The organism is Streptomyces albiaxialis (assembly GCF_039530985.1).
GTDB lineage: Bacteria > Actinomycetota > Actinomycetes > Streptomycetales > Streptomycetaceae > Streptomyces > Streptomyces albiaxialis.
Map to the genome: position 1 here is coordinate 186,029 of NZ_BAAAPE010000015.1, position 22,370 is coordinate 208,398.

Annotated in this window: 18 protein-coding genes; 9 read left to right on the forward strand and 9 right to left on the reverse strand. The window is 73.0% G+C overall.

The genetic code is table 11. From position 1 onward, the window contains the following. Positions 1-63: 63 nt before the first annotated feature. The 4 genes from ABD343_RS30025 (at position 64) to ABD343_RS30040 (ending at position 3,985) form a co-directional block, all read left to right on the forward strand. Positions 64-969 carry a universal stress protein gene (locus ABD343_RS30025; protein ID WP_344532608.1) on the forward strand — a complete coding sequence of 302 codons (906 nt, stop codon included), beginning with the start codon at positions 64-66 and terminating at the stop codon, positions 967-969. A 208-nt stretch (positions 970-1,177) separates the two neighbouring features. Beyond that, positions 1,178-2,644 carry a purine-cytosine permease family protein gene (locus ABD343_RS30030; protein WP_344532610.1) on the forward strand — a complete coding sequence of 489 codons (1,467 nt, stop codon included), beginning with the start codon at positions 1,178-1,180 and terminating at the stop codon, positions 2,642-2,644. Between the two features lie 85 nt (positions 2,645-2,729). Then, entirely contained in the window at positions 2,730-3,557 is an 828-nt protein-coding gene (locus ABD343_RS30035) for an aldo/keto reductase (protein ID WP_344532611.1), read from the forward strand. Next, positions 3,554-3,985, forward strand: a complete 432-nt coding sequence (locus tag ABD343_RS30040; RefSeq protein ID WP_425578314.1) for an HIT family protein — start codon at positions 3,554-3,556, stop codon at positions 3,983-3,985. The genes ABD343_RS30035 and ABD343_RS30040 overlap by 4 nt, the downstream gene beginning before the upstream one ends. Before the next feature lie 18 nt (positions 3,986-4,003). On the opposite strand, the gene ABD343_RS30045 is transcribed toward ABD343_RS30040, so the two are convergent. Then, a complete protein-coding gene (locus ABD343_RS30045; RefSeq protein ID WP_344532613.1) occupies positions 4,004-5,557 on the reverse strand; it encodes an ATP-dependent DNA ligase in 1,554 nt (517 codons plus the stop codon). Positions 5,558-5,626: 69 nt separating this feature from the next. Here ABD343_RS30045 and ABD343_RS30050 point away from each other — a divergent pair, with 69 nt between their 5' ends. Further along, positions 5,627-6,688 carry an ATP-dependent DNA ligase gene (locus ABD343_RS30050; protein ID WP_344532615.1) on the forward strand — a complete coding sequence of 354 codons (1,062 nt, stop codon included), beginning with the start codon at positions 5,627-5,629 and terminating at the stop codon, positions 6,686-6,688. 232 nt (positions 6,689-6,920) lie between these two features. Here ABD343_RS30050 and ABD343_RS30055 read toward each other — a convergent pair whose 3' ends face one another. Beyond that, positions 6,921-7,544, reverse strand: coding sequence for a TetR/AcrR family transcriptional regulator (locus ABD343_RS30055; RefSeq protein ID WP_344532617.1), 624 nt, complete (start codon positions 7,542-7,544; stop codon positions 6,921-6,923). 97 nt (positions 7,545-7,641) lie between these two features. On the opposite strand from ABD343_RS30055, the gene ABD343_RS30060 reads away from it, so the two are divergent. After that, on the forward strand, positions 7,642-9,060 hold the full coding sequence (locus ABD343_RS30060; RefSeq protein ID WP_344532618.1) for an ABC transporter permease: 1,419 nt from the start codon (positions 7,642-7,644) through the stop codon (positions 9,058-9,060). 67 nt (positions 9,061-9,127) lie between these two features. Here the strand turns inward: ABD343_RS30060 and trxA are convergent, their stop codons facing one another. After that, the gene (gene trxA / locus ABD343_RS30065) at positions 9,128-9,523 is read right to left on the reverse strand and encodes a thioredoxin (protein WP_344532620.1); all 396 of its coding nucleotides are present in this window, start codon (positions 9,521-9,523) and stop codon (positions 9,128-9,130) included. A 243-nt stretch (positions 9,524-9,766) separates the two neighbouring features. Here trxA and ABD343_RS30070 point away from each other — a divergent pair, with 243 nt between their 5' ends. Next, the gene (locus tag ABD343_RS30070; protein ID WP_344532622.1) at positions 9,767-10,285 is read left to right on the forward strand and encodes a lytic polysaccharide monooxygenase; all 519 of its coding nucleotides are present in this window, start codon (positions 9,767-9,769) and stop codon (positions 10,283-10,285) included. A gap of 220 nt (positions 10,286-10,505) precedes the next feature. Here ABD343_RS30070 and ABD343_RS30075 read toward each other — a convergent pair whose 3' ends face one another. Both ABD343_RS30075 and ABD343_RS30080 read right to left on the reverse strand, forming a co-directional pair. After that, on the reverse strand, positions 10,506-11,621 hold the full coding sequence (locus ABD343_RS30075) for an amidohydrolase family protein (RefSeq protein WP_344532623.1): 1,116 nt from the start codon (positions 11,619-11,621) through the stop codon (positions 10,506-10,508). Beyond that, on the reverse strand, positions 11,622-12,998 hold the full coding sequence (locus tag ABD343_RS30080) for a type I glutamate--ammonia ligase (RefSeq protein ID WP_344532625.1): 1,377 nt from the start codon (positions 12,996-12,998) through the stop codon (positions 11,622-11,624). A gap of 217 nt (positions 12,999-13,215) precedes the next feature. Between ABD343_RS30080 and ABD343_RS30085 the strand changes: the two genes are divergently transcribed. Further along, positions 13,216-14,184, forward strand: a complete 969-nt coding sequence (locus tag ABD343_RS30085) for a helix-turn-helix domain-containing protein (protein ID WP_344532627.1) — start codon at positions 13,216-13,218, stop codon at positions 14,182-14,184. 36 nt (positions 14,185-14,220) lie between these two features. On the opposite strand, the gene ABD343_RS30090 is transcribed toward ABD343_RS30085, so the two are convergent. Beyond that, positions 14,221-15,462 carry an acetyl-CoA C-acetyltransferase gene (locus ABD343_RS30090; RefSeq protein WP_344532629.1) on the reverse strand — a complete coding sequence of 414 codons (1,242 nt, stop codon included), beginning with the start codon at positions 15,460-15,462 and terminating at the stop codon, positions 14,221-14,223. 78 nt (positions 15,463-15,540) lie between these two features. On the opposite strand from ABD343_RS30090, the gene ABD343_RS30095 reads away from it, so the two are divergent. Further along, entirely contained in the window at positions 15,541-17,040 is a 1,500-nt protein-coding gene (locus tag ABD343_RS30095; protein ID WP_344532631.1) for a 3-hydroxyacyl-CoA dehydrogenase NAD-binding domain-containing protein, read from the forward strand. Positions 17,041-17,261: 221 nt separating this feature from the next. Here ABD343_RS30095 and ABD343_RS30100 read toward each other — a convergent pair whose 3' ends face one another. Genes ABD343_RS30100 through ABD343_RS30110 form a run of 3 tightly spaced genes read right to left on the reverse strand, consistent with a single transcriptional unit; the run spans position 17,262 to position 22,122 of the window. After that, a complete protein-coding gene (locus ABD343_RS30100) occupies positions 17,262-18,392 on the reverse strand; it encodes an isoaspartyl peptidase/L-asparaginase family protein (RefSeq protein ID WP_344532633.1) in 1,131 nt (376 codons plus the stop codon). A 45-nt stretch (positions 18,393-18,437) separates the two neighbouring features. Then, positions 18,438-20,192 (reverse strand): GMC oxidoreductase, encoded by a 1,755-nt coding sequence (locus ABD343_RS30105; protein ID WP_344532635.1) that lies wholly within the window; start codon positions 20,190-20,192, stop codon positions 18,438-18,440. Next, complete coding sequence (locus tag ABD343_RS30110; RefSeq protein WP_344532637.1) at positions 20,182-22,122, reverse strand: AMP-dependent synthetase/ligase; 1,941 nt, start codon at positions 22,120-22,122, stop codon at positions 20,182-20,184. The genes ABD343_RS30105 and ABD343_RS30110 overlap by 11 nt, the downstream gene beginning before the upstream one ends. Between the last annotated feature and the right edge of the window lie 248 nt (positions 22,123-22,370).

Genomic DNA, 22,370 nt, shown 5'->3' on the forward strand with positions numbered 1-22,370 from the left:
CTGGCGGCCTGTGTGTCCCACACTGACGGGGTACACGGGGAGTGACGTGAGGAGAGGACGGACATGCCGGAGACGAACGAGCGCCCCACGACGGCCGGCAGCAGGCGCGTACCACGGGATCACGTGGTCGTCGGAGTGGACGGGTCCCCGGTCTCCCTGCGGGCCCTCGACCGGGCCGCCGACGAGGCCCACCAGCGGGACGTCGGCCTGATGGTGCTGTGCGGCGCCGCCCCGCCGCGGTACGCCGCGGTGCCGGTGACCGACACCGACCGGGAGCGGGCGCGCAAGGCCGGGCTGGAGGTCGCCGAGTCCGCGGCCCAGCGGGCCAGGGACCGGGTGCCGGGGCTGACGGTGGTGCCCTCGGGGTCGTACGAGCTGGCGGCCGACGCCCTCGTGCGGGCCAGCCGCACGGCGGCGCTGACCGTCGTCGGCTCGCGCGGCCACGGCGGATTCCGCGGGCTGCTGCTCGGCTCGGTCGGGCTGCGCCTCGCCGCGCACTCGGCGAGCCCGCTGCTGGTGGTGCGGGGCGACGAGTCGGCGGACGCGGAGGGGCGCGAGACGGTCGTCGGGCTGAAACGCAGCGGCGCGACGGCCCCGCTGCGGTACGGATTCGAGCAGGCGGTCCGCGACGGCTCGTCGCTGCGGGTCGTCCACAACTGGGGCAATCCGGTGCTGCCGGGCCTGCCGCGCAAGTCGACCGCGAAGGATTCCCCGGAGGGTCAGGCCGCCGCGGCGTTCGTGCGCGAGACCGCCGAGCGGATCGGTGCCGACTACGAGGGCGTGGCGTGCGTGAGTGAGGCGCATCACGGCTCGGCGGCCGAGCAGCTCATCGACCTGAGCCAGGGCGCCAGGACCGTCGTGCTCGGCGCCCGGCGCGAGCAGCGCCGGCTGAGTCTGCAGGTCAGCCCGGTGGTGAACGCGGTGCTCCAGCACGCGCGGTGCCCCGTCGCGCTGGTCCCGGTCGTCTGACTGTTTGTTCGATCGTACGAGCCGTGAGGGCCGTCCGGCAGTGTTCCGGGCGGCCCTCACGCCTTGGAGGAAACGCCTGCCGAGAGGGACGCACTGTGTAGCTATGTACGATAGAGGGCGTCTTGCAACGCGCGTAGAGTCCCTCGCGGTCCTGGTCAGGGCCTTGCAATGACGCACGACGCACCTGAGAACCGCACGGAGCCCCCGCATGGCTGCTTCCACTGACGCCCCCGCCACCTTCCCGGACGGCGAGGGCGCCCCCACCGCCGCGGTGGACGAGACGATCGAGACCCGGGGCATCGAGCCCGTCCCCGACCACGAGCGGCGCGGAAGGGTGCGGGAGCTGTTCCCCACCTGGGTGGCCGCCAACATCAGCGTGCTGCTGCTCACCATGGGCGCGGGCCTGGTCGTCTTCAACGGGCTCAACTTCTGGCAGGTCCTGTTCGCCGCCGCCATAGCGGGCTTCGTCTCGTTCGGCCTCGTCGGCCTGCTCTCCGTCTCCGGCAAGTGGGGCGGGGCGCCCGGCGCGATGCTCTCGCGCGCGACGTTCGGCGTCCGGGGCAACTACTTCCCCGGCATGATCCTCTGGGTCGCCCGCTTCGGCTGGGAGACGATCAACGCGGTCACCGGCTCCTACGCGGTGCTCACCGTCCTCGACCTGCTCTTCGGCATCAAGTCCAACACCCCGCTGATCGTCGTCACGCTGCTCGCCTTCGTCGGCGTGACGTTCCTGGTCAGCGGCATGGGGCGGAAGGTGCTGAACCTCTGCAACACCTGGTCGACCTATCTCTTCGGCCTCTTCACCGTGCTGGTCCTGGTCTATCTGATCTCCACCATCGACTGGGACAAGGTCTTCTCCAAGCCCGCCGGCGGCACCGCGATGCTCATCGCGGGCATCGGCACCATCGCCGCGGGCGGCATCTCCTGGATCCCGACCGGGCCCGATTTCGCGCGGTACCTGCCGCACAGCGCCTCCGGCAAGAAGATCTTCGGCACGACCGTCTCCGGCGCCCTGCTCGTCCTGGTGCCGATGGTGCTCATGGGCGGCGTGATGTCGGTGGAGAGCCCGGCGCTCGCCAAGACGAACGACCCCGTCTCCTTCCTCGGCGAGGCCCTGCCGATGTGGCTCGCGGTGCCGTACCTGATCATCGCGCTGATCGGCATGGTGCTGATCAACAGCCTCTCGATGTACTCGGCCGGGTTCACCGCGCAGACAATGGGCGTCAAGCTGCCGCGCGCCTCGGCCGTCAGCATCAACGCGGTCATCAGCCTCGTCGGCGGACTACTGCTGATGCTCGTCGCCAAGAGCTTCTACGGCTCGTTCATCTCGTTCCTCTCCCTGCTCGCGGTCTCCTTCTCCTCCTGGGTCGGCGTCTACGCGGTGGACATGCTGCGCCGCCGCCGGATGGCCGTGCGCTACGACGCCGAGGCCCTGCTCGACACCGGGCGCACCAGCCGCTACTGGTATGTCGGCGGCTTCTGCTGGCAGGCCATGACGGCCTGGGGCATCGCGCTGCTCCTGGGGCTCGGCTTCACCAAGGTCGACTGGTTCGAGGGCCCGCTCGTCGACACCTGGATCGGCAAGAACGGCCTGGGCTGGGCGGCGACCGTCCTGCTGGCCGCGCTCCTGTTCGCGGTGCTGCCCAGGCCGCGGGAGAACGTCCGCGAGGACTGAGCGGCCCGGAGGCGCGGCGTGCTCGCACGTATGCGTCAATGGCGGAGGAAGCTGTCGGCCCCCGAGGCGGAGGTGGAGTCCCCCCATGACGCGCGTCCCCGACGTCACGCTCAACAACGGCACCCGGATGCCCCAGCTCGGATTCGGCGTCTATCTGGTGCCGGACGACGAGGCGGAGCAGGCCGTGACCGAGGCGCTGGAGGCCGGGTACCGCAGCATCGACACGGCCGCGCTCTACGAGAACGAGAAGGGCACCGGCCGTGCCCTGGCGGCGTCCGGCATCCCGCGCGACGAGCTGTTCGTCACCACGAAGCTCTGGAACACCGAACAGGGATACGACGCCGCCCTCCGCGCCTTCGACGCCTCCCTCTCCCGGCTCGGGCTCGACCACGTCGACCTCTACCTCATCCACTGGCCCGTCCCGGCCCGCGACACGTACGTGGAGACGTGGCGGGCTCTGGAGGAGATCCACGCCGACGGCCGCGCCCGGGCGATCGGCGTCTCGAACTTCCAGCCCGCGCACCTCCAGCGGCTGTTCGACGTCAGCGGCGTCGTGCCCGCCGTCAACCAGATCGAGCTGCATCCGCGCCTCCAGCAGGACGCCCTGCGCGCGTTCGACGCGGAGCACGGCGTCGCCACGGAAGCCTGGTCTCCGCTCGGCCGGGGCAACGGCGTCCTCGACGACCCCGCCGTCCTCGCGATCGCCGAGAAGCACGGCAGGACCCCGGCCCAGACCGTGCTGCGCTGGCACCTCCAGCTCGGCAACGTGGTGATCCCGAAGTCCGTCACCCCCGCCCGTATCCGGGAGAACCTCGACGTCTTCGGCTTCGCGCTGGACGAGGACGACATGGGTGCGCTCCGGCGGCTGGAGACGGGAGTCCGCGTCGGGCCCGACCCGGACACGTTCGCGTGACGGCGGCCGAGCCGTCCCCGGACTGCGTGTTCTGCGCGATCGTCACGGGCGGCCAGCCCGCGTACCGGGTCTACGAGGACGAGGCCGTCGTCGCCTTCCTCGACCGGCGCCCGCTCTTCCCCGGGCACACGCTCGTGGTGCCCCGGCGGCATGTGGAGACCCTCACCGATCTGCCGGGGGACGCGGTCGGGCCGTACTTCACCGCCGTCCAGCGCGTCACGGGCGCGGTGCAGCGCGGCATGGCGGCGGCCGGGTCGTTCGTCGCGGAGAACAACACGGTCAGCCAGTCCGTGCCGCACCTGCACGTCCATGTCGTGCCCCGCAACCGCAAGGACGGGCTGCGCGGCTTCTTCTGGCCCCGGCGACGCTACGCGGACGAGGCCGAGGCCGAGACGGCGGCGGCCCGCATCCGCGCGGCGCTCGGCTGACGGTGCCGGGCCCCGTGCTCACCGCAGCAGCCCACGCACCGACCCCACCGTGTCCGCCTCCTCCGGCGTCTTGTCCTCGCGATAGCGGACGACGCGGGCGAAGCGGAGCGTGACGCCCTCCGGGTAGCGCGTCGAGCGCTGGACGCCGTCGAAGGCGATCTCCACGACGAGTTCGGGCCGTACGCGTACGCCCCAGCTCTCCTCGCTCGTCGCCAGCTCCCGCAGCCGCGCCGTCTGCCAGACCAGCAGCTTGTCGGTGAGGCCCTTGAAGGTCTTGCCGAGCATCGCGAACGAGCCGTCGGCGCGCCGGGCGCCCAGGTGCAGGTTGGAGAGCTTGCCGGTGCGCCGCCCGTGCCCCCACTCGGCGCCCAGAACCACCAGGTCCAGGGTGTGCACGGGCTTGACCTTCAGCCAGGAGGCGCCGCGCCGCCCGGCGGTGTAGGGCGCGTCGAGGCCCTTGACGACCACGCCCTCGTGCCCGCGCGCGAGCACCTCCTCGGCGAACTCGCGTGCGGCCTCGCGCCGTTCGGCGTCCGACGGGTCCGGTACGACCAGCCGCCGTACGCGGCGGGGCTCGGGCGTGAGACGTGCCAGCTCGGCGTGGCGTTCGGCCGTCGGGAGGTCCAGCAGTTCGCGCCCTTCGACGCTCAGCACGTCGAAGAAGACGGGGGAGAGCGGCAGTTCGCTGCTCGCGCCCGTCACGTCGAGGCGCGAGGCGACGCGTCCGGAGACCTCCTGGAAGGGGCGCGGCCGCCGTTCCCCCGTGCCCCGCGGGTCCTCGCCCAGGGCGATCACCTCGCCGTCCAGCACCGCCCGTTCCGCGGCCACCTCCCGGCCTGCCGCGACGATCTCGGGCAGCCGTTCGGTGATCTCGTCGAGGGTGCGGGTCCACACCCGTACGTCGTCGCCGTCCTTGTGGACCTGGACGCGGATGCCGTCGAGCTTCTCCTCGACGGCGCAGGGGCCGAGCTTGTCGAGGGCCTCGGCCACGTCCTTCGCGGTGTGCGCCAGCATCGGCAGCACGGGCCTGCCGACCTCCAGCCGGAAGCCGTCGAGCGCCGCCGGGCCGTGGGCGAGCAGCTCGCGCGCGACGGCGCCCAGCGAACCGCCGAGCATCACCGCGCGCCGCACCTCGCCGGGCTCCGCGTCCGTCGCCGCCGCCAGGCCCTCCACGGCGAACGCGTCCAGCGCGCCCTGCCGCAGCTCCCCGCCGATCAGCCGGACGAGGAACCACTGCTCCTCCGCCGTCGCCGCCGCCATCACCTCGCCGACCAGCCGCTTCCGCTCGGCCTGCGCGCCCTTGCCGCCGACGGCGGCGATCCGGGTCAGCGCCGCGTCGACGTCGCCGAGCGTGAGCCGGGGCGCCGCGGCGGGCGGCGGCAGCTCGCGCAGCGCGCTCCAGCCCACGCCGGTCCTGCGCTGCGGCAGCCGCCCCGCGAGGTAGGTGACGACGACGGGCACCTCGGACGGCTCAGCGCGCCGGAACAGCCCGGCGAGCAGCGCGACCTTCTCCGTACGGGCCGGGGTCTCCGCGATCTCGCGGGACGTCCGGGCGATGTCGGCCAGCAGCATGGCCCCATGGTCACCCGGCGGGGCGCGCGGCGCAGGCGCGGCGGCGCGTCCCGGCGGAGAATCACGAATGTGGATCTTCCGGTGATGCCGCCCGTGAAACCGATGCTCGCCAAGCCGGCGGCCCGCATCCCGCCCGGCATGCAGTACGAGGCCAAGTGGGACGGATTCCGCTGTCTCGTCTTCCGGGACGGCGACGAGATCGAGCTGGCCAGCCGCACCGGGAAGTCCCTCGTCCGCTACTTCCCCGAGCTGGCCGACGTGCTGCGCGCCCAGCTCCCCGCGCGGTGCGTGCTGGACGGGGAGATCGTCGTCGCGCTCGGCGAGCGGCTCGACTTCGAGGCGCTCCAGGCCCGTGTCCACCCCGCCGACTCCCGCGTACGGCTCCTCGCCCGCACCACCCCCGCCAGCTTCGTCGCCTTCGACCTGCTGGCCCTCGACGACATCGCCGCGCTCGCCCTCCCGCTCTCCGAGCGCCGCCAGGTGCTGGCCGCGGCCCTCGCGCGGGCCCGCGCCCCGCTGCACCTCGCGCCCGCGACGTACGACGTGGACGTGGCCCGCGACTGGTTCCGGCAGTACGAGGGCGCGGGCCTCGACGGGGTGATCGCCAAGCCGCTCGATCTGCCGTACCGGCCGGGGGAGCGGCTGATGATCAAGGTCAAGCACGAGCGGACCGCCGACTGCGTCCTCGCCGGGCTCCGCGCGCACAAGCGCGACCCGGCCGCCGTGGGCTCACTGCTGCTCGGGCTCTACGACGAGGCGGGCGTCCTCCAGTACGTCGGCGGCTCCTCGTCCTTCAGCGAGAAGCGGCGCCGCGAGCTGATGGAGGAGCTGGCGCCGCTCCGGCTCGACTCCCTCGCCGGGCACCCCTGGGCCGCGTGGCAGGACGAGTCCGCGCACGAGCTGAACCGGATGCCGGGCAGCCCGAACCGCTGGAGCGGCACGAAGGACCAGAGCTGGATTCCGCTGGCCCCCTCACGCGTGGTCGAGGTGGCCTACGACCACATGGAGGCGGGCCGCTTCCGCCACACGGTCCTCTTCCACCGCTGGCGCCCCGACAGAGACCCGTCGACGTGCACATACGCCCAGCTCGAGGAGCCCGTGAGCTACGACCTCTCGCAGGCCCTGGGCTAAGGGCCGCCGGGTCCGGGCTGCCCCGTTCGTGCGCCGCGGTCCGCGGGCGCTTCGTGGCTTGGCGCGCAGTTCCCCGCGCCCCTGAAGCCGCCCCTTCGGGGCGTGCTTCACGAGGCGCCAGAGGATGCGCCCCGTCAGGGGCGCGGGGAACTGCGCGAGCGGCCACGACGCGGCCGCGGACCGGCGCGTTCGGCAAGGGGCAGCCCGGGCCCGGCCCCGAGGAGAGGACGACTCAGCGCGAGGGGGGACGCAGACCCCCGGCCAGAGAGCCGAAGCACTCGTCGAGGACCGCGATCAGCTCTTCCGCCGAGGTGTCGGGGTCCCAGGCCCCGATGGAGGCCCGCAGCGCGGTGAGCGCAGCGCCCGCGACGAGGCGAGGGTAGAGCGCGTCCGGCGGAAGGCCCGTGCGCTCCATGACGGCCTCCGCGATGGCGACCGGCATGGTGCTGTTGCTGTGCAGCAGCTTGGGGATCAGCTCCGGGTACGCCCGCAGCAGGCGGCGCCGGTCGCGCCAGCCCGCGTCGGCGACGAGCGTCGGGATCGTCTCGTGGAAGGTACGGCGCAGCGCCTCCAGCGGGGGCTCCGCCGCGGGGCGGGCCGCGAGCGTGGCGACGAGCTGGCCGGTGAGCCGGTGGTCCCAGTCGAAGACCGCGTCGTCCTTGCTGTCGAAGTAGTTGAAGAAGGTGCGCGGCGAGACACCGGCGGCCTCGCAGATGTCGTGCACGGTGACCGCCGTGGGGCCGCGCTCCAGATACAGCCGCACGGCCGCGTCCCGCAGCGCGGCGCGCGTCTCCTGCTTCTTCCGCTCCCGCAGCCCGCAGGGCGCGGGCGGGGCACCGGCTTCCTCGACGGCCATGTTTCTACAGTAGTGCATTTTTGCAGCACTGCACTTTTCTGTTAGCGTTGCTAAACGTTGCAGTAGTCATCTATTTCTGGGGAGGCGGACCACGTCCATGGCGGAGCACAAGGCGGAACCGGAAAGCGGGGGAGCGGCGTCGTCGCTGGCCACCACCGCGCGCACGCTGGCATCGACGCTCTGGTTCCCGGCGTTCTTCTTCACCGGGTTCCTCGTCTGCTATCTGCTGCCGTTCCACAACCCGGTCCCGCACCACGTCGACGTGGCCGTCGCCGGGCCCTCGGCGGGCCAGCTCGAACAGGCGCTGGAGCAGAAGAGCCCCGGGGCCTTCGACATCCACCGGGTCGCGGACGCGGACGCGGCGCGTGACGCGGTCACCGACCGCGATGCCACCGCCGGATACGTTCCGGACCGGACCGACCCGCAGCTCTTCGTCGCGAAGGCCGACGGGTACTCGCTGGAGTCCGTGCTCCAGAAGACGTTCACCAAGGTCGCCCAGCAGAGCGGCGGACAGCTCCACATGCACGACGTGGCGTCCACCGCGCCCGGCGACGGCATGGGCACCGGCCTCTTCTATCTGGTGCTGGCCTGCACGATCCCCTCGTACATCATGGTGATGATGCTGCTGCGGGCGACGACATTCGGGCGGCGCAAGAAGGTCGCGACGTTCGTGACCGCGGGCGCGCTGATGAGTGTGATCGCGTACGTCACGGCGCGCGGCATGGACGTCGTCCCGGACGATCCGCTGGCGATCCTGTTCATCTTCCTGATGACGCAGGCGGTCTCGCTGACCTCGTACGGGCTGGTGCCGTTCTTCAAGCAGTTCTTTCCCGGCGTGGCCATGGGCCTCTTCGTGCTGCTCAGCATGCCGTCGAGCGGCGGGGCCATCCCCGTGCAGATGGTGCCGGGCTTCTTCCGGGCGCTGCATCCGATCATGCCGATGGGCAATCTGATCGAGGCGCTGCGCGGGCTGTTCTACTTCGACAGCAAGGACATCGTGCGGCCGGTCCTGGTGATCTGCGGCTGGATCGTCTTCGGCGTCGCGCTCATCCTGCTCGGCGCCTGGAAGGAGCGGCGCGCCGCGCGCCGCGAGGCCGAGGGGGAGTCCGCCGAGTCCGTCGAGGCGCCCGTCGAGGATCCGTCGTTCGAGATGCCGCAGCCCAGCGCCGTCGCGCCGCACACCCACCGGCTGGGACAGCAGGACCCCGTGCTGACCGGCCGGGTCACCGACCAGCACGGGCAGCCGCTCGCGGGGGTGGCGATCACGGTGACCGGCACCCATGGGCGGGAGCTGATGCGGGCCATCACGGACGAGCGGGGCGAGTACGCCGCGGCGGGCCTGCCCGACCGCTTCGTGAACGTGATCGCGAGCAGTCCCGACCGGCTCGCCGCCGTCGCCCGCGTGCTCGCGCGCGACGGGCACCCGGTGCGGCAGGACTTCCGCCTGATGCCGCGGACGGCGCCCGCGTCCGCCCCTGCGTCCGGGCCCGCGGCCCCGGTGGCAGGGAGCCGCTGAGCGCGGACGGCGAGGGCCCGGAGACGGGCCCCGGGGGTCCCGAGACGGGCCCCGGGAGGGGCGACGGTCAGGCTTCCTGGCCGCCGCCCTGTTCCTGGCCGCCGTTCTGCGCGGCCTCCACCGACTTGTGGACCTCGTCCATGTCCAGCTCGCGGGCCTGGCCGATGACGTCCTCCAGGGCCGTCTCGGGCAGCGCCCCGGGCTGGGCGAAGACCAGGGTGCGGTCCCGGATGATCGCCAGCGTCGGGATCGACTGGATCTCGAACGCGGCGGCCAGCTCCTGCTGTGCCTCGGTGTCCACCTTGGTGAACGCGAGGTCGGGGTGCCGCTCGGCAGCGGCCTCGTAGACAGGACCGAAACTACGGCAGGGGCCGCACCACGCCGCCCAGAAGTCGATCAGGACGAAGTCGTTGTCCGAGACGATCTCTTCGAAGTTGTCCTTGGTCAGCTCGATGGTGCTCATGCTTTCTCCTGCTTCGGGGTCGCAGAGCGTGCCGTGCTCCGCCGGACGGGAACAATCATGAGCACCTCCGGCATTCCCGCGGCAAGGACGCACGCACGGGGAATCCGAGGAATCCGTTTCTGTGTACGCACTCTTGACCGCGTACGGTCACCGAGTTGTAAAGTCTAGACCAATTGGAGGGCGTGGAACCTTGCCTCACCACGCCCTCTCCCCCCCCACCCGTGCTCTCCGTAAGGAGTTGACATGCACAAGAAAAGGAAGCTGGCCGCGCTGGCCGGTGCGGGGCTCTCGCCCTTCCTGGTCCTCGGCCTCTCGGTGACCCCCGCCAGTGCCCACGGCTACATCAGCGACCCCGCCAGCAGGCAGGCCCAGTGCGCGGCCGGAGTCGTCGAGTGCGGCTCGATCAAGTACGAACCGCAGAGCGTCGAGGGCCCGAAGGGCCTGCAGGACTGCGCGGGCGGCCACGACGAGTGGGCCGAGCTGCGTGACGACAACCACGGGTGGAACGTCGCGAACGTCGGCAGCTCCGCGACCTTCAACTGGAAGCTGACGGCCGCCCACCGCACCACCACCTGGCAGTACTTCATCGACGGCAAGAAGATCGCCGAGTTCGACCAGGGCGGCCAGCAGCCCCCGTCCGAGCTGTCGCACAACGTCGACTTCGGCGGCGTCACCGGCAAGCAGACGGTCCTCGCCGTCTGGAACGTCGCCGACACGGCCAACGCGTTCTACGCCTGTGTGGACGTCAACATCGGCGGCTGACACCCGCCCGCGCCGGGACCGGACCCGTCCTCCCTCATTCCCTGGGGAGGGTGCGGGCCCGGTCCTCTCGCGTCGGGCGGGACCGCGTCCGCCCCGCCGGGCGGCGCTTTTCGGGCTGCGCCGAAACGTCTTGCGGGCCCGCAGGCGCGCGGGCACGCTCCCTGGAGGCGCGGCTCTCCGGCGGGGACACCCCCGTACGTCCCGCGGGAGAGCCGCCCGCTCAGTGCGCCGGTGCCAGGCCGTAGAGGCGGGCGGCGTTCCCGGCGGAGAGCAGGGCCGTGACCCGCGCCGCGTCCTCCTCCGACCAGGCGCCGGACCCCGTGAACGCGCCCGTCGTCGCCGCGACCGCCTCGCGGAAGAGCCGGGCGCCCACCACGTACAGCTCGGGCAGCCCGTACGCGTCGGTCGAGAAGAGGAGCTTGCCGAAGGGCGCCAGCTCCATGAGCTCCGCCAGCACCGCCCCCGCACGGGCCCCGACATGGTTGAGGGAGAGCCCGAAGTCGGCGTAGACGTGCGGGAAGGCGGCGGCCAGATAGCCCGCGCCCCGGTGGTACGGGTAGCAGTGCAGGAGCACCAGCGGCGTGCCGTACGGCGCGACCGCGCGCACGAAGTCCGTCAGCAGCAGCGGGTCGCAGCGGTCCAGCCGCAGGTCCGGATCGCCGAACCCGGTGTGGATCTGGAGGGGCAGGCCCGTGCGGACCGCCGCCCACAGGAGATGGCGCAGCAGCACCGGGTCGCTCAGCCTGCTGCCGCGCACGCGGGAGGAGAGCCAGCGGTCTGCCGCCGCGTACACCTCCGAGGTGCCCGGCGGCTGCGGCGCGAAGTCGAGCCCCGCGCGATACGCGATCACCGACTTGAACCCCCGCGCGGTGCGCACCGATTCGCGGACGCCGTCGGAGATCTCCGCGAGAAACGCGTTGGTGTCGCGGGCGGCGTCCGCCGCGCGCTCCGCGAGCCGTTCGAGGCGGACGATCTCGTGCGCCTCGGCCCCCGCGATCTCCGCCAGCTCCGCGGGCGTCAGCAGATCACCCGGCAGCCCGGTGTCCACCAGGAACGCCGAGATGCCGCTCGCGCGCAGCAGCAGCCGCGTGACCTCGGCCGTGCCCAGCTCCGCGCGCCGGTCCAGGTACTCCTCCGGCGGGCAGTGCGGCGCGAGATCGAGGACGGGCGCGCACCAGCGCCGTACGGCGAAGCCGAGCTGCGAGTCGAAGAAGCTCGTGCCCGGCGCGGCGGGCACGTCCGACTCGCTCAGGTACGCCTCGAACGCGGCGCGCCCCGGACCCGACCTGAGCACGCCGTGGCAGTGCTGGTCGACGAGCAGCGGTTGCCCGGTCATTCAGTACCGTCCTCGTGTCGCCGCCGCGATCTCCAGCGGGGTCGCCCCCTCGAACAGCTCGCTCTCCGCCCTGCGTACGGCCGCGACCGCCCCGAACAGCGGCTCCCCGAGCGCCTCGCGCAGCACCGCCGACCGCTCGAAGCGGCCCAGCGCCACCGGCAGCGAGGTCGGCAGCCTGCGCTGCGTGCCCGTGAGCGCCGGGTCGCCCGAGGCGGGCGGCGGCAGCGGCGCGGGATCCGCCATGCCGGCGAGCCCCGCCGCGAGCACCGCGCCCGTCACCAGATACGGATTGGCCGCCGCGTCCATGCACTTGACCTCCGCGTTCGCCGCACCGGACACACCGGGCGCCGCCGCGACGAAGCGCAGCGCCGTCTCCCGCGCCTCAAGTCCCCAGCAGTGGTAGGCGCCCGCCCAGCGCGAGGGCCGCAGCCGCAGATAGCTCGCGGGGGTCGGGGCGCCGATCGCGAGGAGCGCGGGCAGCTCGCGCAGCACCCCCGCGAGAAACGCCTCGGCCTCCCGCGTCATCCCGAACGGCCCCTCGCCGCCCTCGCACAGATTCCGCCCGTCGCGCCACAGGCTCAGATGCAGATGCCCCCCGTTGCCCACCCCGCCCGGCTCCACGACCGGCGCGAACGACGCCGTCAGCCCGTGCCGTACGGACACCGCGCGCACCGTCTCGCGCACCAGCACCGCCAGATCGGCGGCCCCCACCGGGCCGCTCGGCGCGACCGACAGCTCGAACTGGCCCGGGGAGTACTCGGGATGGATCTGCAGCACCTCGACTCCCTGCGCGGCCAGCGCCTCCAGGATGTCGCGCAGATAGTCCGACAGCTCGACCACGCGCGTCATGCCGTACGCGGGCCCCGTGACCGGATAGTCCAGCTCGGCCCCGGCCTGGGGGAGCCGGCCGCGGACGACCGTCCACTCCGTCTCGAACCCCATCCGCAGCTCGATGCCCTGCTCGTCCCGCGCCCGCCCCGCCATGCGCGCCGCGAACTGCCGCTGGCACGCCGCGTACGGGGTGCCGTCCTGCTCGTAACGGTTCACCGGCGCCCACGCCCACCCAGGCTGCGCGGCGAGCACCGTCAGCCGGTCCAGGTCGGGCCGCAGCCGCAGATCCCCGTCGGGGCCGCCGATGTGCGGACTGGTCGTCGCCGAGTCGTCGACGAGGTATACGTCGAAGACCGGGGACATGCCCACGCCCCGCTCCGCCGCCTCGGCGAGCCGCCCCGCCGGTACCGCCTTGACGCGCGTGATGCCCGCGTTGTCGACCCAGGTCAGTGCCGTTCCGTGGACTCCGGCGGCGGCGAGTCCCGCGGCGGCCCCGCGGGCCCCGTCCTCGCTCTCCTCCTGCGGCGCGTTCCGTGAGGTTCCCATGAATGAGCCGTCTACCCGCTCGCGGGGCCAGGGGCAAGGCGGCGCGGCGGCAGAGGCGTGATTCCCCCGTGGCAATGCCTCTGGCAAGGTGCATGCACACCTTCGCGCCTGACAGGGCCGCGAGTTGGGAAGGTACCCCGGGGCGGGGTCCATGCGGCGGGGAGGGGAAACTGAGAAGGTGGCGAGACCTATGCGGTTACGGTACGGGAGCGGTGGGATGCGCATCACGGACGTCACTGGCGGCGAGGGCGGCGCCGGAGGCGGGCTTCGCGAGAGGACCGAGGGGACCCGGAGGGCCGAGCGGACCTGGGGAACCGAGCGGACCCGGGAGGGCGGCACCTCCCCCGCGGTGCCCCGGCTCGTCCTCGGCACCCGGCTGCGCCGGCTGCGCGAGGCCCAGTACATCACCCGGGCCGAGGCGGGCGAGGCCATCCGCGTGCCCCCGTCGCGCATCGCCGAACTGGAGCACGGGCGCACCGGGTTCCCCCGGCGGGACGTCGCCGACCTGCTGACGATCTACGGTGTCACGGACGAGGGCGAGCGCGCGGTCCTCGAAGCCCTCACCGACGAGGCCAACACGCCGGGCTGGTGGCAGGCGTACGCCGGGGCCGTGCCGTCCTGGCTGCACACCTACATCGGCCTGGAGCAGGCCGCCAGCGTCATCCGCAGCTACGAGGTGCAGTTCGTCCCCGGCCTGCTCCAGACCCGCGAGTACGCCCGCGCGGTGATCGAACTCGCCCATGCCGACGAGTCGGAGACCGGCCTCCAGCGCCGCGTCGCCCTGCGGATGCGCCGCCAGCAGATCCTGTACGGGCCGCGGTCGCCGCACGTGTGGGCCGTCATAGACGAGGCGGCCCTCCGCCGCCCCGTCGGCGGGACCGCCATCATGCGCGCCCAGTTGCGGCACCTGATCGCGGTGAGCGACCTGCCCCATGTGACCGTCCAGGTCATGCCGTTCAGCGCGGGGGGCCATGCCGCCGCGGGAGGCCCGGTGACGCTGCTGCGGATGCCGGTGGCCGAACTGCCGGACGTGGTCTATCTCGAACAGCTCAACGGCGCCAGTTATCTGGAGGGCGCCTCCGACATCGAGACATACCGGCACGTGGTCGACTGCCTGGTGACCCGTTCCGAACCGCCCGCCGCGAGCCGGGAGATGCTCCACCGGATCGCGCAGGAGATGGACTAGCCGGCCCCCTGGGGACCGGCGGGACCGGCGGGGCCGTCAGGCGTCGGCGCGCTCGAAGACCGCGGCGAGCCCCTGGCCGCCGCCGATGCACATCGTCTCCAGCCCGTACCGCGCGTGGCCGCGCCGCATCTCGTGCGCGAGCGTCGCCAGGATCCGCGCGCCCGTGGCGCCGACCGGGTGGCCGAGCGAGATGCCCGAACCGTTCACGTTGATCCGCCGCTCGTGGTCGCTCTCGGTCAGCCCCAGGGCGCGGGTGCAGGCGAGGACCTGCGCGGCGAACGCCTCGTTCAGCTCGATCAGATCGAGGTCAGCGAGCGTCAGCTCCGCGCGCTCCAGCGCGTCACGCGTCGCCTGGACGGGCCCCAGTCCCATGGTCCGCGCAGGCACGCCCGCGCGCGCGAACGACACGAGCCGCAGCATCGGCGTGACCCCCAGCCGCTCGGCCGTGGCCTCCGAGGTGACCAGGCAGGCCGCCGCCGCGTCGTTCTGCCCGCTGGCGTTGCCCGCGGTGACCGTCGCCTCCGGGTCGTCCTTGCCCATGACCGGGCGCAGCCCCGCCAACTGCTCGGCGGTCGTGTCCGGACGCGGATGCTCGTCGGCCGTCACGACGTCCGCGCCCTTCCGCGTCCGCACGGTCACGGGCACCGTCTCGTCGGCGAACAGGCCCTTCTCCATGGCGTGCGCCGCGCGCCGCTGCGAGCGCAGCGCCAGCACGTCCTGGTCCTCGCGCGAGATCCCGAACTCGCGGCGCAGGTTCTCGGCCGTCTCGATCATGCCGCCGGGCACCGGGTGGTTCTCGCCGCCCGCCGTGACCCGCCCGCGCGCCAGCGCGTCGTGCAACTGGAGCCCCGGGCCCTTGATGCCCCAGCGTCCCTCGTGCGTGTAATACGGCGCGGCGCTCATCACCTCGACGCCGCCCGCGACCACGACCTCGCTGAAGCCCGCCCGGATCTGCATCGCCGCGTCCAGCACCGCCTGGAGGCCCGAGCCGCAGCGGCGGTCGATCTGCGTGCCCGTCACCGACTGCGGCAGCCCCGCGTCCAGCGCCGCCACCCGGCCGATCGCCGGGGCCTCCATGCTGGGGTAGGCGTGCCCGAGGATCACCTCGTCCACGTCGTCGGGCGCCACGCCGCTCCGCGACACGACCTCGGCGACCACCCGCGCCGCGAGCCCCGCGGGGCGCTGCCCCGCCAGGGCGCCGCCGAACCTCCCGATCGGCGTACGGAGGGGGTGGCTGATCACGATGGACTGCGCCGTGCGCCGGGACTGCGATGTCATGGGGCCGACCTTTCCATTTCGGGCCGCGCAAGGTCCACTGTTCCGTGACCCGGAACGAGCCGAGAGGACGGACGCACGATGCGCATCAGGATCGTCGGAGCGGGCACGATGGGACGCGGCATCGCCCAGTGGGCCGTCACCGCGGGCCATACGGCCGAACTCGCCGACGCCCGCACCGAGTCGGTCGCCGAGGCCGTGGACTTCGTCCGGCGCATGTGCGAGCGCGCCGTCGAGAAGGGGCGGATGGCCGCCGACGAGGCCAAGGGCGCGCTGGACCGGCTGGTCCCGCTCGACTCGCCCTACGCGCCTCCGGCCGAGGACGGCGCGCCCGAGCTGGTGATCGAGGCCGTGCTGGAGGAGCTGGAGGTCAAGGCCGGGGTCTTCACCGAGCTGGAGCGCGTACTGCCGCCGGAGACCGTGTTCGCGACCAACACCTCCTCGCTGCCCGTCACCCGCATCGCCGCGCAGCTCTCCGACCCCGGACGGCTGGCGGGGCTGCACTTCTTCAACCCCGTGCCGCTGATGAGGATCGTCGAGGTCGTGCCGGGCGCGGAGACGCGGGCGGACGTGCCGCCGATGCTGGCCGCGTTCGTGGAGGGCTGCGGCCACCGCGCCGTCACCGTCGCCGACACCCCCGGGTTCCTCGTCAACCACGCCGGGCGCGGCCTGGTCACCGAGGCGTTCGCGCTGCTGGAGGAGTCCGTGGCCGGGCCCGCGGAGCTCGACCGGATCGCCCGCGACGTCCTGGGCCTGCGCATGGGCCCGTTCGAGCTGATGGACCTCACCGGGCTCGATGTGACCGCGTCCGTCATGGAGACCGTCTGGAGCGGCTTCCGCTTCTCCGACCGGCTCCGCCCCTCGTACCTCACAGCGAACCGCGTGACGGCGGGCCTGCACGGCCGCAAGACGGGTCGCGGCTTCTACGCGTACGACGGCGGCGGGCCCGGCCCCCGCGACGTCCCCGAGCAGGACCTCGCCGGAGGCGACGCCGCCCGCCCCGTGGCCGTCGCGGGGGAGGGGCCCGAGGCCGACGCCCTGCGGGCGGCGCTGCGCCGCGCGGAGCGCGACGGGGGTCTGGTCCTGGTCCCCACGTGGGGGACGTCCGTCGCGGAGGCGGTCGCCCGGTACGGCCTGCCTGCCGAGCGCACGCTCGGTCTCGACCCGCTCTCCCTGGGCACCCCGCGCCGCGTCCTCGCCGTCACCCCGGCGACCTCGGCCGACGCGGTGCGGGACGCGGCGGCGGTCCTCTCCGAGGGGCACGCCGTGACGGTGGTCCGGGACACCGCCGGGTCGGCGGCCCAGCGGCTGCTGGCCTCGATCGTCGCGGTCGCCACGTCGATCGCCGAGCGCGGCATCGCGACGCCGGACGACATCGACACGGCGGTCACCCTGGGCCTCGGCTATCCCAAGGGCCCCCTGGCGTGGGGCGATTCCCTGGGCGCCGAGCGGATGCTGGCCCTCTACGAGTCGCTGCTCGCGTCGACGGGCGACCCCCGTTACCGGCCCACGCGGTGGGTGAGGGAACGCGCCCTGCTGGGCCTCCCGTTGAGGACCCCGCTGGCCCCGCTGCCTGGTTAGACGGACAGGGGTTGCCCCTTGTCGTGCCGGGCCGCCTGCGGGTGCGTCGTGGCCGCTCGCGCAGTTCTCCGCGCCCCTGACGGGGCGTACCCGCGCGGATGAAGCACGCCCCGGAGGGGCGGCTTCAGGGGCGCGGGGAACTGCGCGCTCAGCCGGAGCGGGCCCGGGGGCTGCGACGCGCGGCAAGGGGCAGCCCCTGCTCAGCCGCCCCCTGCCCGGTCTCACTGATTCGGCGGGGACTCCTCCTTGAAGATCTTGGTGACGAGCTTGCCGTCCTTCGTGAGGTAGCCGTGCAGCATGCCCTCGCTGCTGTGCGGCGCGTCGAAGACGCCCTTCGCGTCGAGGGCGATCACCCCGCCGGTACCGCCGAGCTTCGGCAGCCGCTTCACCAGGACCTCGTACGAGGCCCGCGCGACGTCCTTGCCCCCGAACTCCATGAGGTTCGAGATCGTGGCCGTCGCCGCGCCGCGGATGAAGATCTCGCCGTCCCCGGTGGCGCTGGCGGCGACGGTGCCGTTCTTGGCGTACGTACCGGCGCCGATGATCGGGGAGTCGCCGACGCGCCCGGCCATCTTGTTGGTCATGCCGCCGGTCGACGTGGCCGCCGCCATGTCGTCCTCGCGGTCGATGGCGACGGCGCCGACCGTGCCCTTGGCCTCGTCCCTGTCCTCGTCCCTGTCCTTGTTCCTGTCCTTCTCCGCGGCGGACTTCTTGCCCTTCGCCTCCATGAGCTGGTCCCAGCGCCGCTGGGTCCAGAAGTGGTCCTGCGTGACGGGCTTGAGTCCCTGCTCCACGGCGAAGTCGTCGGCGCCCTGGCCCGCGAGCATCACGTGCTTGGACTTCTCCATCACCAGCCGCGCCGCGGTGATGGGGTTGCGCACATGCTTCACGCCCGCCACGGCACCGGCCTCGAGGTCGGAGCCGCGCATGATCGAGGCGTCCAGCTCGTGGCCCGCGTCCGCCGTGAAGACCGCGCCCTTGCCCGCGTTGAACAGCGGGTCGTCCTCCAGCACGTTCACCGCCGCCTCGACGGCCTCGACGCTGCTCGCGCCGCGGTCGAGGGACTTCTGTCCGGCGCGCAGGGCCCGTTCGAGGCCGTCGCGGTAGGCCTTCTCCTTCTCGGGGCTGGTCTCGTCCCGCACGAGCGCGGTCCCGGCGCCGCCGTGGACGGCCAGGACGACGTCGCGGGCGTCGGGTTTCGCCTTGCCCGCGGGGGCGGGTGCCGCGACCGTCCCGGCACGGGGACGGCCGTCGCGCGAGCCGCCGTCCCCGGGGACGGTGACCAGCACCACGGTGAGCGTCGTCGCCGCCGCCAGCAGGGGGAACAGCCACGCTCTCGGACGTATGCGCATGAGCTCTCCTCACGTCGACCTCGGACCGGTCAAACGCGGGGCACCCTACTGGAGCCGCAGCGCCGCGAAAGCCCCCTCGGGGACGGCGGGTTCACGGGGAGGCACGGGATCCAGGCGTACGTACGGGGCGTCCGGAGCCGGGCGGGGGTCCGGTTCGCCGTTGTTGGGCCACAGGGACATCGCGCGCTCGGCCTGCGCCGTGATGGTCAGCGACGGGTTCACGCCGAGGTTGGCGGAGACCGCCGAGCCGTCGACGACGCTGATGCCGGGGTGGCCGTACAGCCGGTGGTACGGGTCGACGACGCCGCTGTCGGCGTCCTCGCCGATGGGGCAGCCGCCCAGGAAGTGCGCGGTCAGCGGGCGGCCCGCGAGTTCGCCGAGGTTGGTGCCGGGGAAGCCGCCGATGCGCTCGGCGATGTGCCGTACGGCCTCGGCGCCCTCGGGGATGTGCGCCGGGTTCGGGGCGCCGTGCCCCTGACGGGCGGTGAGCAGGCCCTTCCCGGGGCCGCGCCGTCGGCGGTACGTGGTGAGGGAGTTGTCGAGGGTCTGCATGACGAGCCCGATGATCGTCCGCTCCGACCAGCGGTACGTGGTGGCGGTGCGCAGGACGAGCAGCGGGTGCCGCAGGTACTGGCCGAGCGCCGCCAGCCAGTTCGGCAGCCGCCCGCCCGTCGCGTACTGCGGGACGCAGATCAGCGCCATCAGGTTCGAGCCCTTGCCGTAGCGGACGGGCTCGATGTGGGTGCTGGCGTTCGGATGGACCGAGGAGGTGATGGCCACGCCCCTGGTGAAGTCCAGCTCGGCGTCGCGGCCGTGCAGCGCGCGGTAGCGGCGGGGGAAGGTGAGCGCGCCCACCAGGGCCTCGGAGTTGGTGCGGGTCAGCTCGCCCAGCCGTGCGGAGAGCCGGGGGAGCCCGCCGGTGTCGCGCATCCGGTGCAGCAGGGTCTGCGTCCCGTACGTACCGGCCGCGAGGACCACACGGCGGGCGAGGAGGACGCGCGGGCGTACCCGGCGCCGGTCGGTGGGCCGGGTGGTGACGGCGAAGCCGTCGCCCTCCTCGCGCACGCCCAGGACGGTCGTCATGGGGTGCACCCGGGCGCCCGCCCGCTCGGCCAGGTAGAGGTAGTTCTCGTTGAGCGTGTTCTTGGCGCCCTTGCGGCAGCCGGTCATGCACTCGCCGCACTCCACACAGGCCGTGCGTTCCGGGCCCGCTCCGCCGAAGTACGGGTCGGGCACCGACTCGCCCGGACGGGCCTTCGTGCGGCCGTCGGCGTCGCGCCCGTCGCCGAAGAAGACGCCGACGGGCGCCGGGTGGAACGAGTCGCCGTAGCCGATCCGGTCCGCCGCCGCCCTGAGGTGGACGTCGGAGGGCGTGGTCGTGGGGTTGAGGCGTACGCCGAGCATGCGGCGGGCCTGGTCGTAGAAGGGCGCGAGTTCGGCCTGCCAGTCGGTGATGTGGCCCCACTGGCGGTCGGTGAAGAACGGGCGGGGCGGCACGTAGAGCGTGTTCGCGTAGTTCAGCGAACCGCCCCCGACCCCCGCGCCCGCCAGGATCATCACGTTCGCCATCAGGTGGACGCGCTGGATGCCGTAGAGGCCCAGGGCCGGGGCCCACAGATAGTCGCGCAGGTCCCATGAGGAGGCCGGCAGCTCCTCGCGCGCGAAGCGGCGCCCGGCCTCCAGGACGCCGACCCGGTAGCCCTTCTCCGTCAGCCGCAGCGCCGAGACCGCGCCGCCGAAGCCGGAGCCCACGACGATCACGTCGTAGTCGTACGCGTGTTCCGGCCGCTCACGCGTCATACAGGGCCTCGATCTCGTCGGCGTACGCCTCGGCCACCGCCCTGCGCTTGACCTTGAGCGAGGGGGTGAGGAGCCCGTTCTCCTCGGTGAAGTCGCCGTCGATCACGCGGAAGCGGCGTATGGACTCGGCCGCGGAGACCGAGGCGTTCGCGTAGTCCACGGCACGCTGGACGGCCGCGAGCAGGTCCGGGTCCTCGCGCAGCTCGGCGAAGGGGGTGTCGCGGGGGCGCCCGCGCACGGCCAGCCAGTGCGCGACGGCCTCCGGGTCGAGGGTGACGAGCGCCGCCACGTACCGCCGTCCCTCGCCGACGACCATGCACTGGGCGACCGGCGGGCGGCTGCGCAGCAGGTCCTCCAGGGGCGCGGGGGAGACGTTCTTGCCGCCGCTGGTGATGAGGATGTCCTTCTTTCGCCCGACGATGCTCAGGAAGCCGTCCTCGTCGAGCCGCCCGAGGTCCCCGGTGGCGAACCAGCCGTCGCGCAGGACCTCGCGGCTCGCCTCCTCGTTGTTCCAGTACGCGCCGAAGACGACGCCGCCCTTGACCAGCACTTCCCCGTCGTCCGCGATCCGTACGGCCGTGCCGGGCACGGGGCGGCCCACGGTGCCCGGACGCGGGGTGAGGGGCGGGATGAGGGTGGCGGCGGCGGTGGTCTCGGTGAGGCCGTACCCCTCGTAGACGATGATGCCCGCCGCGTAGAAGAAGAGGTTGAGGCGGCGGTCGAGCGGGGAGCCGCCGCTGATCGCGTAGCGGAGCCTGCCGCCCAGCTCCTTGCGGACGCGCCGGTAGACGAGCAGGTCGTAGAGCGCCCAGGCGGCGTACAGGCCGGGGCCCGGGCCCTTGCCGGTCTCCAGGAACTTCCGCAGATACGCCTCGCCGAAGCGTACGGCCGTACGGTCGGCGCGCTCGAAGGAGGCGCCGCGGCCGATCTTCTCGGCGGTCTCGCGCCCGGTGTCGTGGATCTTCTCGAAGAGATAGGGCACGCCGACGACGAACGTCGGCCGGTACGAGCGGAGTTCGGGCCGCAGCTCCTCGGGCTTGATGCTCGGGCAGTGGCCGAATTCGATCCGGGCGGAGAGGCAGGCGATCTGGATCGTGCGGCCGAGGATGTGCGCGAGGGGCAGGAAGAGCAGGGTCGAGGCGGTCTGCCCGGTGACCTGCTGGAAGACGGGGTGCAGCAGCTCGACCGTGTTGGCGGCCTCGGCGTGCAGATTGCCGTGCGTGAGCACGCAGCCCTTGGGCTTGCCGGTGGTGCCGGAGGTGTAGCACACCGTCGCGACGGTGTCGGGCCCGAGCGCCGCGCGCCGCTTGGCCAGCTCCTCGTCGGGCACGTCGGCGCCGAGCGCGGCGAGCCGGGAGAGGGCGGAGGTGCCGCCGGGCGGCGCGTCGATCTGCCAGAGCCGAGGGCGTTCGGAGCCCTCGGGCAGCGCGGCGAAGACCTCCTCGGCCGTCGCCGCGTGCTCGTCGTTCTCGACGAGGAGGAAGGCGGTGCCCGAGTCGCCGAGGATCCAGGCGAGCTGCTCGGCGGACGAGGTCGCGTAGACGGGAACGGTCTGCCCGCCGGCGGCCCAGATCGCGAAGTCCAGAACACACCATTCGTACCGTGTGCGGCACATGAGGGCGACGCGTCCGCCCGGCGCGAGGCCCGCGGCGACGAGCCCCTTCGCGGCGTCGGCGACCTCGCGTGCGAAGGTGGTGGCAGTGACCGGATGCCAGGCCCCGCCCTCCTTGCGGCGCAGCACGGTGGCGCCGGGTGCCTCGGCCGCGTTGGTGAACGGGATGTCGGCGATGCTGCCGGTCCGCGCGGGCGGTACGAGCGGTTCCGCGCGGACCTCGCGCACGGTCCCGCCCTCGTCGATCACTTCGTAGCGGACGCGGGCGGCGAGGTCGCCGCGCCGTTTCGCCGTTCTCAGATCCTTCCGGACACCCATTGTCGGCTCCTGTTCGCGGCTCGCGGCGCGGGGGTGGGGTGGGGAAGTGCTCGCATGGCTCAACGTGCTGACGCGGGAGTCAACTTACTCACGCGTAAGGAGAAATCAACCGTCCGGGACGGGGAAATGCGTGACGGTTTCGTGTTCGCGGAGAGAGCCCGGGTTACGACTTTTGCGGCTACGTACGTACGATCGGATTCGGTCGCTTTTGGCCAGGTACCGCGCGAGACGCGGCAGCACGTGAGCAA

Excerpts from the sequence above, each read along its gene's own strand:
- ABD343_RS30060 (WP_344532618.1), top strand. The coding sequence starts at position 7,642 with ATGGCGGAGCACAAGGCGGAACCGGAAAGCGGGGGAGCGGCGTCGTCG.
- ABD343_RS30110 (WP_344532637.1), bottom strand. The coding sequence starts at position 22,122 with ATGGGTGTCCGGAAGGATCTGAGAACGGCGAAACGGCGCGGCGACCTC.
- ABD343_RS30105 (WP_344532635.1), bottom strand. The coding sequence starts at position 20,192 with ATGACGCGTGAGCGGCCGGAACACGCGTACGACTACGACGTGATCGTC.
- ABD343_RS30090 (WP_344532629.1), bottom strand. The coding sequence starts at position 15,462 with ATGACATCGCAGTCCCGGCGCACGGCGCAGTCCATCGTGATCAGCCAC.
- trxA (WP_344532620.1), bottom strand. The coding sequence starts at position 9,523 with ATGAGCACCATCGAGCTGACCAAGGACAACTTCGAAGAGATCGTCTCG.
- ABD343_RS30045 (WP_344532613.1), bottom strand. The coding sequence starts at position 5,557 with ATGCTGCTGGCCGACATCGCCCGGACGTCCCGCGAGATCGCGGAGACC.
- ABD343_RS30035 (WP_344532611.1), top strand. The coding sequence starts at position 2,730 with ATGACGCGCGTCCCCGACGTCACGCTCAACAACGGCACCCGGATGCCC.
- ABD343_RS30055 (WP_344532617.1), bottom strand. The coding sequence starts at position 7,544 with ATGGCCGTCGAGGAAGCCGGTGCCCCGCCCGCGCCCTGCGGGCTGCGG.
- ABD343_RS30085 (WP_344532627.1), top strand. The coding sequence starts at position 13,216 with ATGCGCATCACGGACGTCACTGGCGGCGAGGGCGGCGCCGGAGGCGGG.
- ABD343_RS30070 (WP_344532622.1), top strand. The coding sequence starts at position 9,767 with ATGCACAAGAAAAGGAAGCTGGCCGCGCTGGCCGGTGCGGGGCTCTCG.
- ABD343_RS30080 (WP_344532625.1), bottom strand. The coding sequence starts at position 12,998 with ATGGGAACCTCACGGAACGCGCCGCAGGAGGAGAGCGAGGACGGGGCC.
- ABD343_RS30100 (WP_344532633.1), bottom strand. The coding sequence starts at position 18,392 with ATGCGCATACGTCCGAGAGCGTGGCTGTTCCCCCTGCTGGCGGCGGCG.
- ABD343_RS30030 (WP_344532610.1), top strand. The coding sequence starts at position 1,178 with ATGGCTGCTTCCACTGACGCCCCCGCCACCTTCCCGGACGGCGAGGGC.
- ABD343_RS30025 (WP_344532608.1), top strand. The coding sequence starts at position 64 with ATGCCGGAGACGAACGAGCGCCCCACGACGGCCGGCAGCAGGCGCGTA.
- ABD343_RS30075 (WP_344532623.1), bottom strand. The coding sequence starts at position 11,621 with ATGACCGGGCAACCGCTGCTCGTCGACCAGCACTGCCACGGCGTGCTC.
- ABD343_RS30095 (WP_344532631.1), top strand. The coding sequence starts at position 15,541 with ATGCGCATCAGGATCGTCGGAGCGGGCACGATGGGACGCGGCATCGCC.